General features: G+C 67.2%; 9 protein-coding genes and 1 tRNA gene. All 10 read left to right on the top strand.

The genetic code is table 11. The annotated features are described in order from the left end of the window. The first annotated feature begins 19 nt into the window (after positions 1 to 19). The 10 genes from OYE22_RS13070 (at position 20) to OYE22_RS13025 (ending at position 13,378) form a co-directional block, all read left to right on the top strand. Positions 20 to 92 (top strand) — tRNA-Trp (locus OYE22_RS13070). A gap of 109 nt (positions 93 to 201) precedes the next feature. After that, complete coding sequence (gene secE / locus OYE22_RS13065; protein WP_176163486.1) at positions 202 to 489, top strand: preprotein translocase subunit SecE; 288 nt, start codon at positions 202 to 204, stop codon at positions 487 to 489. Between the two features lie 80 nt (positions 490 to 569). Then, a complete protein-coding gene (nusG, locus tag OYE22_RS13060; protein ID WP_277320572.1) occupies positions 570 to 1,481 on the top strand; it encodes a transcription termination/antitermination protein NusG in 912 nt (303 codons plus the stop codon). Positions 1,482 to 1,675: 194 nt separating this feature from the next. After that, on the top strand, positions 1,676 to 2,110 hold the full coding sequence (rplK, locus tag OYE22_RS13055) for a 50S ribosomal protein L11 (RefSeq protein WP_277320571.1): 435 nt from the start codon (positions 1,676 to 1,678) through the stop codon (positions 2,108 to 2,110). Between the two features lie 116 nt (positions 2,111 to 2,226). Then, positions 2,227 to 2,943, top strand: coding sequence for a 50S ribosomal protein L1 (gene rplA, locus OYE22_RS13050; protein ID WP_277320570.1), 717 nt, complete (start codon positions 2,227 to 2,229; stop codon positions 2,941 to 2,943). A 141-nt stretch (positions 2,944 to 3,084) separates the two neighbouring features. Next, complete coding sequence (locus OYE22_RS13045; protein ID WP_277320569.1) at positions 3,085 to 3,954, top strand: hypothetical protein; 870 nt, start codon at positions 3,085 to 3,087, stop codon at positions 3,952 to 3,954. 265 nt (positions 3,955 to 4,219) lie between these two features. Continuing rightward, positions 4,220 to 4,750 (top strand): 50S ribosomal protein L10, encoded by a 531-nt coding sequence (rplJ, locus tag OYE22_RS13040; RefSeq protein WP_187085932.1) that lies wholly within the window; start codon positions 4,220 to 4,222, stop codon positions 4,748 to 4,750. A 130-nt stretch (positions 4,751 to 4,880) separates the two neighbouring features. After that, entirely contained in the window at positions 4,881 to 5,267 is a 387-nt protein-coding gene (rplL, locus tag OYE22_RS13035) for a 50S ribosomal protein L7/L12 (protein ID WP_277320568.1), read from the top strand. Between the two features lie 591 nt (positions 5,268 to 5,858). Beyond that, positions 5,859 to 9,341, top strand: coding sequence for a DNA-directed RNA polymerase subunit beta (gene rpoB / locus OYE22_RS13030; RefSeq protein WP_277320567.1), 3,483 nt, complete (start codon positions 5,859 to 5,861; stop codon positions 9,339 to 9,341). Positions 9,342 to 9,463: 122 nt separating this feature from the next. Next, the gene (locus OYE22_RS13025; RefSeq protein ID WP_277320566.1) at positions 9,464 to 13,378 is read left to right on the top strand and encodes a DNA-directed RNA polymerase subunit beta'; all 3,915 of its coding nucleotides are present in this window, start codon (positions 9,464 to 9,466) and stop codon (positions 13,376 to 13,378) included. The last annotated feature ends 110 nt before the right edge of the window (positions 13,379 to 13,488 follow it).

Below are 13,488 nucleotides of genomic sequence, written 5' to 3'. Positions count from 1 at the left end.
TGTACGTTGGGGGCCACAAAGGGTCGTAGCTCAATTGGTAGAGCACTGGTCTCCAAAACCAGCGGTTGGGGGTTCAAGTCCCTCCGGCCCTGCTACACACATCCAGCACGGACGGGTGTGTGCATGCGCAGTACTCAAATGCACCGCTGTGCGGCCGGACCGGACGCGGCACGGCCACGATCCGGATTCAGGTGAGGACGAGTGACGGAAGCCCTTGGCTCCACCGCGACGCCTGAAAGCGGTCGTCCAGACGACGAGGCCGCCAAGAAGGGCCGCCGCGGGGGCAAGCGCGGGAAGAAGGGGCCGTTCGGCCGCCTCGCGCTGTTCTACCGCCAGATTGTCGCCGAGCTGCGCAAGGTTGTCTGGCCTTCGCGTAACCAGCTCTCGACGTACACCACCGTAGTGATCGTCTTCGTGGTCATCATGATCGGTCTTGTTACCGTGATTGACTACGGGTTCAACGAAGCCGTCAAGTACATCTTCGGCTGATCCCGCGAAGGGCACCGCGATCCGCGCGGCGCCCCTATCGCACGTTCCACCCCTCTTGTAGCCAGGAAGAAGCAGCCACCGTGTCTGACCCGAACCTGAACGACGCCATCGAGCCCCGCGAGGGCGAAGAGGCTGCGGCGACGGCCGACCCGGCGGCTGCTCCGGCCGAGGAGGGCGTCGCGCTCGACGGTGCCGAGGAGACGGACGCCGCGGAGGCGGACGCCCAGGCCGCCGACGACGAGGCGACGGCCGACGAGGTCGCGGCGGAGGAAGCCGACACCGAGGCAGCGGACGAGGCGGACGAGCCCGCCGAGGCCACCGAAGAGGCGGACGAGGCTGCCGAGGAGACCGCCGATGCCCCGGCGGAAGAGGCCGTGGACCCGGTCGAGGCGCTGCGCGAGGAACTGCGCACGCTTCCCGGCGAGTGGTACGTCATCCACACCTACGCGGGTTACGAGAACCGCGTGAAGACCAACCTCGAGCAGCGCGCCGTCTCGCTCAACGTCGAGGACTACATCTTCCAGGCCGAGGTGCCGCAGGAGGAGGTCGTCCAGATCAAGAACGGCGACCGCCGCACGGTCCGGCAGAACAAGCTCCCCGGCTACGTCCTGGTCCGCATGGACCTGACGAACGAGTCCTGGGGCGTCGTGCGGAACACACCGGGCGTCACCGGCTTCGTGGGCAACGCCTACGACCCGTACCCGCTGACCCTCGACGAGATCGTCAAGATGCTCGCCCCGGAGGCCGAGGAGGCAGCCGCCAAGGCCGCCGCCGCCGAGTCCGGCGTCCCGGCGCCGAGCCGCAAGGTCGAGGTCCAGGTGCTCGACTTCGAGGTGGGCGACTCGGTCACCGTCACCGACGGCCCGTTCGCGACGCTCCAGGCGACGATCAACGAGATCAACGCCGACTCGAAGAAGGTCAAGGGCCTCGTCGAGATCTTCGGCCGCGAGACCCCGGTCGAGCTGAGCTTCGACCAGATCCAGAAGAACTGATCCCACGGATCACCCAGCCACAGCCGAGCAGGTCGGAAGGCCCGCCCGAGGCGCCCGCAAGGGCCCCCGGGCACCCCTTCTGACCTGCTCGGTTTTTGGCCGCATAGCTATACCCGTTATCGTTGTGCGGTATGCCTCCATCCGGATGACCGGATGGCCGGCGAAAACCTCTCACTCAGACCCGGAGAGAGCACATGCCTCCCAAGAAGAAGAAGGTCACGGGGCTGATCAAGCTCCAGATCCAGGCTGGTGCCGCCAACCCGGCGCCGCCGGTCGGCCCCGCGCTGGGCCAGCACGGCGTCAACATCATGGAGTTCTGCAAGGCCTACAACGCCGCGACCGAGTCGCAGCGTGGCATGGTCGTGCCGGTGGAGATCACGGTCTACGAGGACCGCTCCTTCACCTTCATCACCAAGACTCCGCCGGCCGCCAAGCTGATCCTCAAGGCCGCGGGCGTGGACAAGGGCTCCGGCGAGCCGCACAAGACCAAGGTCGCCAAGATCACCCGCGACCAGGTCCGCGACATCGCCACCACCAAGATGCCCGACCTGAACGCCAACGACCTCGACGCCGCCGAGAAGATCATCGCGGGCACCGCCCGTTCGATGGGCGTCACGGTCGAGGGCTGAGCACCTCCACGTCCCCGGGGCCACGGCCCCCAGTGGCAGGGCCAGGCGCTGGCCCGGACCACGACTCCATCCCTGACTCGCGGCGGCAGCCGCGAGAGTGACTACCAGGAGCAGCAGTGAAGCGCAGCAAGGCTCTCCGCAACGCGGACGAGAAGATCGACCGGGAGCGGCTCTACGCCCCGCTTGAGGCCGTCCGTCTCGCGAAGGACACCACCAGCACCAAGTTCGACGCGACCGTCGAGGTCGCCATGCGTCTGGGCGTCGACCCGCGCAAGGCCGACCAGATGGTCCGTGGCACCGTGAACCTGCCGCACGGCACCGGCAAGACCGCCCGGGTCCTGGTCTTCGCGACCGGTGACCGTGCTGCTGCCGCGGAGGCCGCGGGGGCCGACATCGTCGGCTCCGACGAACTGATCGACGAGGTCTCCAAGGGCCGCCTCGACTTCGACGCCGTCGTCGCCACCCCGGACCTGATGGGCAAGGTCGGCCGCCTCGGCCGCGTGCTCGGTCCGCGTGGTCTGATGCCGAACCCGAAGACCGGCACCGTGACCCCCGACGTCGCCAAGGCCGTCACCGACATCAAGGGCGGCAAGATCGAGTTCCGCGTCGACAAGCACTCGAACCTGCACTTCATCATCGGCAAGGTGTCGTTCGGTGAGCAGCAGCTGGTCGAGAACTACGCGGCGGCGCTGGACGAGATCCTGCGTCTGAAGCCCTCCGCCGCGAAGGGCCGCTACATCAAGAAGGCCGCGGTGACCACCACCATGGGTCCGAGCATCCCGCTCGACTCCAACCGCACCCGCAACCTCCTCGTGGAGGAAGACGCCGTCTGATCGTCAGGCGTCTGAGCGACCACACGGGCCCCGCATCTCCTCGGAGGTGCGGGGCTTGCGCGTTGCCCCCGTCTCTGCTCAGCTACTCTGCGAGGGGCAGTAAACAGCAGTTAAAGAGGGGGACCTGTGCGTAGTTCCGGTATGGCAGTACGGATTGGCACGCGTGCCGCCGCCGCGGTCGGTGGCCTGGCGTTGCTGGCGGGCCTGACGGCGTGTGGGAGCGACTCCGGTGACGGCGAGGGTACGAAGAAGTCGGGAGACCCCGCGAAGAACGCGATAGCCGCGTTGCAGCTCGCCTCGCAGAGCACCACCAAGCAGCACTCGGCGAAGGTCGACGGCACCACCGCGATGGCGGGCATGACCTCCACCATGTCCGGCAGCATGGACTGGTCGAACGGCATGCGCGCCACGATGAACATCACGCAGAGCGGCGGTGGCCAGCCGGGCGCGAGCGGCAAGCCGCGCGAGGCCCGCTACACCCCGGACGCGATGTTCATGAACCTCGGCGACGAGCTGGCCAGCTCGCCCCAGGGCAAGGGCAAGCACTGGATGAAGTACGACTACGCCACCCTCGTCGAGAAGGCCGGTCCCTCGGGCAAGTTCCTCAAGGACCAGATGCAGAACACCGACCCGTCGCGGGCCGTGCAGATCCTGATCGCCACGGGCAAGGTGCGCGAGGTCGGCAAGGAGGACGTGCGGGGCACGAAGGCCACCCACTACACGGGCGTGGTCAACGTCTCCGAGCTGGCCCAGATGCAGTCCAAGGACCTCTCCAAGCAGGACCTGGTCGACCTGCAGCAGCAGCTCCAGCAGAGCGGCATGGAGACCGAGACCATCGACCTGTGGATCGACGGCGACAACCTCCTGGTCAAGAAGCGCGAGCAGGCCGACAGCAGCCAGGGCAAGTTCGACGCCACGGTCTTCTACTCCGACTACGGCACCCAGGTCACCGTCGAGGAGCCGCCCGCCTCGGACACCATCAACTTCGAAGACGTGATGCCGCAGGGCTGACGGCCCCGATTTGCCCGCGCGCGACACGTTCGCGTACTCTTCCACAGAAGCCAAAGACCGCTGGTCGTCGCGGTGTCTCCGCAAGAGGCACGGTGACCGAAGGATTCCGCTAGCTGCGGACGGCCTGCGTAGGTGACTGTGGATGAGTTCCCGGAGTTCTTCCGGTTGAGCCACGCCCCGTGCGCCTGCGCCGGGGCGTTTCGTTTTGCCCAGTCTCCTTCCTTCAGCCAGTGCGGTCCGATCACCCGGAAGGAGGCCGAGGCTCATGGCGAGGCCCGACAAGGCTGCCGCGGTTGCCGAGCTGACGGACAAGTTCCGCAGCTCCAACGCCGCAGTGGTCACGGCGTACACCGGCCTGAGTGTCGCGCAGCTCAAGGAGCTGCGGCGCGCTCTCGGTGAGAACGCCCAGTACCGCGTGGCGAAGAACACGCTGACCAAGATCGCGGCCAACGAGGCCGGGATCACCTCGCTCGACGACCTGTTCACGGGTTCGACGGCGATCGCCTTCGTCACCGGTGACCCGGTGGAGTCGGCGAAGGGTCTGCGCGACTTCGCCAAGGACAACCCCCACCTCGTCATCAAGGGCGGTGTCCTTGACGGTGAGGCGCTGTCCGCCGACGAGATCAACAAGCTTGCGGACCTCGAGTCCCGCGAGGTTCTGCTCGCCAAGCTGGCGGGTGCCATGAAGGGCAAGCAGTCCCAGGCTGCCGCGCTCTTCCAGGCGCTTCCGTCGAAGTTCGTCCGCACCGCGGAAGCGCTTCGCGCCCAGAAGGCCGAGCAGGGCGGTGCCGAGTAATTCGGCTCACGCATTGACCGCCGCCTAGCGCGACGGTCGCAGCGGGCCCGTCTACGGAGCAATGCCGTCAGGCACACGCCCGCCGACATGTACATCCGGCACCAGCCGAATTAGTGGAAGGACCGCCATCATGGCGAAGCTCAGCCAGGAAGACCTGCTTGCCCAGTTCGAGGAGATGACCCTCATCGAGCTCGCCGGCTTCGTGAAGGCCTTCGAGGAGAAGTTCGACGTCACCGCCGCCGCCCCGGTCGCCGTGGCCGCGCAGGGTGCCGCTGGTGGCGGCGCCGCCGAGACGGTCGAGGAGAAGGACGAGTTCGACGTCATCCTCACCGGTGCGGGCGACAAGAAGATCCAGGTCATCAAGGTCGTGCGTGAGCTGACCTCGCTGGGTCTGAAGGAGGCCAAGGACCTCGTCGACGGCACCCCGAAGCCGGTTCTGGAGAAGGTCAACAAGGAGGCCGCGGACAAGGCCAAGGAGTCCCTCGAGGGCGCCGGCGCCTCCGTCGAGGTCAAGTAAGACCTCCCTCCGCGCGCTGTCTCGCGTGGCCTGAGTCGCTGACTCGGTCGTTTCCAGGGCGATCACCCAAGCGGGTGGTCGCCCTGGCGCGTTCGGGCACGGGGTACGGTGTCTTGTCGATCGCCTGTCGGTGCCTGCGGGTATGGTGATCTTCGTTGCCCCCGCCGGTGTGCGTGTGATGATCTCGGCGCCCGGGTGGCCCTTGACGAACGGCACGTGGCGCGCAATTCTCAGGACGCGAGGTCGGACCGGACCCAGATCGGTCGACGGGCGCAGGCATGGAACGAGCGCGAAGCGGGAAGCCTTGCCGCAGGCGTTGGAAAGACGGCGTTGGTAGACAACGAGGGGGCGACCCCTCCCGGAGGGAGAGGTTGGCACTGCCAGTCTCCGGATATCCGCTCTGGACATCAGTGGGCCAAGTGGCTACACTGACCCTTTGCGCTGCCGTTTAGCTGCCCCCTGCCCGTCACCAGGGGCAAGCCCGCACGTGAGTACGCCGACCGAACCGCCCTGACCAGGGAATTCCTTCTGCGTGCTCCGTAGGGGACCGGTATGCGCGTAGTGAGTCCGAGCCCTCGGAAGGACCCCCTCTTGGCCGCCTCGCGCAACGCCTCGACTGCCAATACGAACACCGGCGACAGCACTGCCCCGCTGCGCATTTCATTTGCGAAGATCAAGGAGCCCCTCGGGGTTCCGAACCTCCTCGCGCTGCAGACCGAAAGCTTCGACTGGCTGCTCGGCAATGCCGCCTGGAAGGCTCGCGTCGAGGCTGCGCTGGAGAGTGGGCAGGACGTCCCCACCAAGTCCGGTCTGGAGGAGATCTTCGAGGAGATCTCCCCGATCGAGGACTTCTCCGGGTCGATGTCGCTCACGTTCCGTGACCACCGTTTCGAGCCCCCGAAGAACTCGATCGACGAGTGCAAGGAGCGCGACTTCACGTACGCCGCGCCGCTCTTCGTCACCGCCGAGTTCACCAACAACGAGACCGGCGAGATCAAGTCTCAGACGGTCTTCATGGGCGACTTCCCGCTCATGACCAACAAGGGCACCTTCTGCATCAACGGCACCGAGCGTGTCGTCGTCTCGCAGCTGGTCCGCTCCCCGGGCGTCTACTTCGACAGCTCCATCGACAAGACCTCCGACAAGGACATCTTCACCGCCAAGATCATCCCCTCCCGGGGTGCCTGGCTGGAGATGGAGGTCGACAAGCGCGACATGGTCGGTGTGCGCATCGACCGCAAGCGCAAGCAGTCCGTCACCGTCCTGCTCAAGGCGCTCGGCTGGACCACCGAGCAGATCCTGGAGGAGTTCGGCGAGTACGAGTCCATGCGCGCCACCCTGGAGAAGGACCACACCCAGGGGCAGGACGACGCGCTGCTCGACATCTACCGCAAGCTGCGTCCGGGCGAGCCCCCCACGCGTGAGGCCGCGCAGACGCTCCTTGAGAACCTGTACTTCAACCCCAAGCGCTACGACCTCGCCAAGGTCGGCCGCTACAAGGTGAACAAGAAGCTCGGTGCCGACCAGCCGCTGGACGCCGGCGTGCTGACCACCGAGGACGTCATCGCGACGATCAAGTACCTGGTCAAGCTGCACGCGGGCGAGACCGAGACGACCGGCGAGAGCGGCAATTCGATCGTCGTCGAGACCGACGACATCGACCACTTCGGCAACCGTCGTCTGCGTAACGTCGGCGAGCTCATCCAGAACCAGGTCCGCACCGGCCTGGCCCGGATGGAGCGCGTCGTGCGCGAGCGCATGACCACCCAGGACGTCGAGGCGATCACGCCGCAGACCCTGATCAACATCCGGCCGGTCGTCGCCTCCATCAAGGAGTTCTTCGGCACCAGCCAGCTCTCGCAGTTCATGGACCAGACCAACCCGCTGTCGGGCCTGACGCACAAGCGGCGTCTGTCGGCGCTCGGCCCCGGTGGTCTCTCCCGTGAGCGGGCCGGCTTCGAGGTCCGTGACGTGCACCCCTCGCACTACGGCCGGATGTGCCCGATCGAGACGCCGGAAGGCCCGAACATCGGCCTGATCGGCTCGCTCGCCTCCTACGGCCGGGTCAACGCCTTCGGTTTCGTGGAGACCCCGTACCGCAAGGTCACCGGTGGCCAGGTCACGGACGACGTGGACTACCTGACCGCGGACGAGGAAGACCGCTTCGTCATCGCGCAGGCCAACGCGCCGCTCACCGACGACCTGCGGTTCGCCGAGTCCCGCGTGCTGGTGCGCCGCCGTGGTGGCGAGGTCGACTACATCCCCGGCGACGAGGTCGACTACATGGACGTCTCGCCGCGCCAGATGGTGTCGGTCGCGACGGCCATGATCCCCTTCCTGGAGCACGACGACGCCAACCGCGCGCTCATGGGCTCCAACATGATGCGCCAGGCCGTGCCGCTGATTAAGGCGGAGGCGCCGCTGGTGGGCACCGGCATGGAGTACCGCTGCGCGGTCGACGCCGGTGACGTCATCAAGGCCGAGAAGGACGGTGTCGTCCAGGAGGTCTCCGCCGACTACGTGACGGTGGCCAACGACGACGGCACGTACACCACGTACCGGGTCGCCAAGTTCTCCCGCTCCAACCAGGGCACCTCCTTCAACCAGAAGGTCGTCGTGGACGAGGGCGCCCGCGTGGTCACCGGTCAGGTGCTCGCCGACGGTCCGTCCACCGACGAGGGTGAGATGGCGCTCGGCAAGAACCTCCTCGTGGCGTTCATGCCGTGGGAGGGCCACAACTACGAGGACGCGATCATCCTCAGCCAGCGGCTGGTCCAGGACGACGTCCTCTCCTCGATCCACATCGAGGAGCACGAGGTCGACGCGCGGGACACCAAGCTCGGCCCCGAGGAGATCACCCGGGACATCCCGAACGTCTCCGAGGAGGTCCTGGCCGACCTCGACGAGCGCGGCATCATCCGCATCGGTGCCGAGGTCGTCGCGGGCGACATCCTCGTCGGCAAGGTCACCCCGAAGGGTGAGACCGAGCTGACTCCCGAGGAGCGGCTGCTGCGCGCGATCTTCGGTGAGAAGGCCCGTGAGGTCCGTGACACCTCGCTCAAGGTGCCGCACGGTGAGATCGGCAAGGTCATCGGCGTCCGCGTCTTCGACCGCGAGGAGGGCGACGAGCTGCCGCCCGGCGTGAACCAGCTCGTCCGCGTCTACGTGGCGCAGAAGCGCAAGATCACCGACGGTGACAAGCTCGCCGGCCGCCACGGCAACAAGGGCGTCATCTCCAAGATCCTGCCGGTCGAGGACATGCCGTTCATGGAGGACGGCACCCCGGTCGACATCATCCTGAACCCGCTGGGTGTCCCGTCCCGAATGAACCCGGGACAGGTCCTTGAGATCCACCTCGGCTGGCTGGCCTCCCAGGGCTGGAAGGTCGAGGGCGACGCGGACTGGATGCAGCGGCTCCAGGCGATCGGCGCCGACGAGGTGGCCTCGGGCACCAACGTCGCGACCCCGGTCTTCGACGGCGCCCGCGAGGACGAGATCGCCGGTCTCTTCGAGGCCGCGATCCCGAACCGGGACGGCGAGCGGATGGTCCAGCCGTCCGGCAAGGCGCGGCTGTTCGACGGCCGCTCCGGCGAGCCGTTCCCGGACCCGATCTCGGTCGGCTACATGTACATCCTCAAGCTGCACCACCTGGTCGACGACAAGCTGCACGCCCGGTCCACCGGCCCGTACAGCATGATCACCCAGCAGCCGCTGGGTGGTAAGGCCCAGTTCGGTGGCCAGCGGTTCGGCGAGATGGAGGTGTGGGCGCTGGAGGCTTACGGCGCCGCGTACGCCCTCCAGGAGCTGCTGACCATCAAGTCCGACGACGTCACCGGTCGCGTGAAGGTCTACGAGGCCATCGTCAAGGGCGAGAACATCCCGGAGCCCGGCATCCCGGAGTCCTTCAAGGTGCTCATCAAGGAGATGCAGTCCCTGTGCCTCAACGTGGAGGTGCTCTCCTCGGACGGCATGTCCATCGAGATGCGTGACACTGACGAAGATGTCTTCCGCGCGGCGGAGGAGCTCGGAATCGACCTGTCCCGGCGCGAGCCGAGCAGCGTCGAAGAGGTCTGACGGGCCTGACCGGGGCGCCCACCCGGGTGTCCCGGTCGCCCAGGACCCGTACAGACCATGATGAAGAGCCCCAATTCTCGCTGACGCGAGGGGCACGACCCTGAAAGAGGGATTGACGACAAGTGCTCGACGTCAACTTCTTCGACGAGCTGCGGATCGGCCTGGCCACCGCGGACGACATTCGGCAGTGGTCCCACGGCGAGGTCAAGAAGCCGGAGACCATCAACTACCGCACCCTGAAGCCCGAGAAGGACGGACTCTTCTGCGAGAAGATCTTCGGCCCGACCCGGGACTGGGAGTGCTACTGCGGCAAGTACAAGCGCGTCCGGTTCAAGGGCATCATCTGCGAGCGCTGTGGCGTCGAGGTCACCCGCGCCAAGGTGCGCCGCGAGCGGATGGGCCACATCGAGCTGGCCGCCCCCGTCACCCACATCTGGTACTTCAAGGGCGTCCCGTCGCGCCTGGGCTACCTGCTCGACCTCGCGCCGAAGGACCTGGAGAAGGTCATCTACTTCGCCGCCTACATGATCACCTGGGTGGACGAGGAGCGCCGCACGCGCGACCTGCCCTCGCTGGAGGCGCACGTCTCCGTGGAGCGGCAGCAGGTCGAGCAGCGCCGCGACGCCGACCTGGAGGCCCGGGCCAAGAAGCTCGAGACCGACCTGGCCGAGCTGGAGGCCGAGGGCGCCAAGGCCGACGTCCGCCGCAAGGTGCGCGAGGGCGCCGAGCGTGAGATGAAGCAGCTCCGCGACCGTGCCCAGCGCGAGATCGACCGCCTGGACGAGGTGTGGAACCGCTTCAAGAACCTCAAGGTCCAGGACCTTGAGGGCGACGAGCTGCTCTACCGCGAGCTGCGCGACCGCTTCGGCACCTACTTCATGGGTGGCATGGGCGCCGCCGCGCTGCAGAAGCGCCTGGAGTCCTTCGACCTGGAGGAGGAGGCCGAGCGGCTGCGGGAGATCATCCGCACCGGCAAGGGCCAGAAGAAGACCCGTGCGCTCAAGCGGCTCAAGGTCGTCTCGGCGTTCCTGCAGACCCGCAACAGCCCCAACGGCATGGTCCTGGACTGCGTCCCGGTCATCCCGCCGGACCTGCGCCCGATGGTGCAGCTCGACGGTGGCCGCTTCGCGACCTCGGACCTGAACGACCTGTACCGCCGCGTCATCAACCGGAACAACCGTCTCAAGCGTCTCCTTGACCTCGGCGCCCCCGAGATCATCGTGAACAACGAGAAGCGGATGCTCCAGGAGGCCGTCGACGCCCTGTTCGACAACGGCCGCCGCGGCCGTCCGGTCACCGGCCCGGGCAACCGCCCGCTGAAGTCCCTGAGCGACATGCTCAAGGGCAAGCAGGGTCGTTTCCGGCAGAACCTGCTCGGTAAGCGCGTCGACTACTCGGCCCGTTCCGTCATCGTCGTCGGCCCGCAGCTCAAGCTGCACCAGTGTGGTCTGCCCAAGGCCATGGCGCTGGAGCTGTTCAAGCCGTTCGTGATGAAGCGCCTGGTGGACCTGAACCACGCGCAGAACATCAAGAGCGCCAAGCGCATGGTCGAGCGCGGTCGCACCGTGGTGTACGACGTGCTCGAAGAGGTCATCGCCGAACACCCGGTGCTCCTCAACCGCGCGCCCACCCTGCACCGCCTCGGCATCCAGGCGTTCGAGCCGCAGCTCGTCGAGGGCAAGGCCATCCAGATCCACCCGCTCGTGTGCACCGCGTTCAACGCGGACTTCGACGGTGACCAGATGGCCGTGCACCTGCCGCTGTCCGCGGAGGCGCAGGCCGAGGCCCGCATCCTGATGCTGTCCTCGAACAACATCCTCAAGCCCGCCGACGGCCGGCCGGTGACGATGCCGACCCAGGACATGGTCCTCGGTCTGTTCTTCCTCACCACCGACGAGGCGGAGCGCGAGGTCATCGGTGAGGGCCGGTCCTTCGGTTCGACCGCCGAGGCGATCATGGCGTTCGACAACCGGGAGCTCTCCCTCCAGGCCAAGGTGGACATCCGCTTCCCGGTCGGCACCATGCCGCCGCGGGGCTGGTCCCCGCCGGAGCCGACGGAGGACGAGCACGGCGAGCTGACCCGGCCGTACCAGCCGGGCGACAGCTTCCGGCTGACCACCTCGCTGGGCCGCGCGCTCTTCAACGAGCTGCTGCCCGAGGACTACCCGTTCGTCGACTACTCGGTGGGCAAGAAGCAGCTCTCCGAGATCGTCAACGACCTGGCCGAGCGCTACCCCAAGGTCATCGTGGCGGCGACGCTGGACAACCTGAAGGCGGCCGGCTTCCACTGGGCCACCCGCTCGGGCGTGACCGTCGCGTTCTCCGACATCCTCGGCCCGCCGGAGAAGCCGGCGATCCTGGACGAGTACGAGGCCAAGGCGCTGCACGTCCAGAAGCAGTTCGAGCGCGGTCTGATCACCCGGGACGAGCGTCACCAGGAGCTCGTGGTCATTTGGAACAAGGCGACCAACGAGGTCTCCGAGGCCATGCAGCGGAACTTCCCGCGCACCAACCCGATCTTCATCATGATCGAGTCCGGCGCGCGCGGAAACATGATGCAGATGCGTCAGATCGCCGGTATGCGTGGTCTGGTGTCCAACGCCAAGAACGAGACCATCTCGCGTCCGATCAAGGCGTCCTACCGTGATGGCCTCTCCGTTCTGGAGTACTTCATCGCCACCCACGGTGCCCGTAAGGGTCTCGCGGACACCGCCCTGCGTACCGCCGACTCGGGTTACCTGACCCGTCGTCTGGTGGACGTCTCGCAGGACGTGATCATCCGCGAGGAGGACTGCGGCACCGAGCGCGGCCTCAAGCTGGCCATCGCCACCAAGGGCCCGGACGGCGTGCTGCGCAAGACGGACGACGTCGAGACCAGCGTGTACGCGCGGATGCTCGCCGAGGACGTCGTGGTGGACGGCAAGGTCATCGCGCCGGCCAACGTCGACCTGGGCGATGTCCTCATCGACCAGCTCGTCAAGCACGGCGTGACCACGGTCAAGACCCGCTCGGTCCTCACCTGCGAGTCCGCCGTCGGCACCTGCGCCTTCTGCTACGGCCGCTCGCTGGCCACCGGCAAGCTGGTGGACATCGGCGAGGCCGTCGGCATCATCGCGGCCCAGTCCATCGGTGAGCCCGGCACCCAGCTCACGATGCGTACCTTCCACACCGGTGGTGTGGCCGGTGACGACATCACCCAGGGTCTGCCGCGTGTCGTCGAGCTCTTCGAGGCCCGTACGCCCAAGGGTGTCGCCCCCATCTCGGAGGCGGCCGGTCGGGTGCGCATCGAGGAGACCGAGAAGACCAAGAAGATCGTCGTCACCCCGGACGACGGCTCCGACGAGACGTCGTACGGCGTCTCGAAGCGAGCCCGACTCCTGGTCGGCGAGGGCGACCACGTCGAGGTGGGCCAGGCGCTGACCCTTGGCGCCACCAACCCGCACGACGTGCTGCGCATCCTCGGCCAGCGTGCCGTGCAGGTGCACCTGGTTGGCGAGGTCCAGAAGGTCTACAACTCGCAGGGTGTGTCGATCCACGACAAGCACATCGAGATCATCATCCGGCAGATGCTGCGCCGCGTGACGATCATCGAGTCCGGCGACGCGGAGCTGCTGCCGGGCGAGCTGGTGGAGCGCTCGCGCTTCGAGAACGAGAACCGCCGCGTGGTGCAGGAGGGTGGTCACCCGGCCTCGGGTCGTCCGCAGCTCATGGGCATCACCAAGGCCTCGCTGGCCACCGAGTCGTGGCTGTCGGCGGCGTCCTTCCAGGAGACGACCCGGGTGCTCACCGACGCGGCGATCAACGCCAAGTCGGACTCCCTGATCGGCCTCAAGGAGAACGTCATCATCGGTAAGCTCATCCCGGCCGGTACGGGCCTGTCCCGCTACCGCAACATCCGGGTCGAGCCGACCGAGGAGGCCAAGGCCGCGATGTACTCGGCCGTCGGCTACGACGACATCGACTACTCGCCCTTCGGGACGGGTTCGGGTCAGGCCGTCCCGCTGGAGGACTACGACTACGGTCCGTACAACCAGTAGGCCGGCGCACGGCGTACGGCCCGGCCACGGCCTTCGGGTCGGCCGGGCCCGCCGGGTGGCGGAACATCGGTAGAACCGCGGGGCGGTCATCCCACACTGGGATGACCGCC

It is taken from the genome of Streptomyces sp. 71268, from assembly GCF_029392895.1.
In the GTDB taxonomy this organism is placed as follows: domain Bacteria; phylum Actinomycetota; class Actinomycetes; order Streptomycetales; family Streptomycetaceae; genus Streptomyces.
Note: the sequence above shows the minus strand (reverse complement) of the source record. Positions and strands in the feature narration are given on the sequence as shown.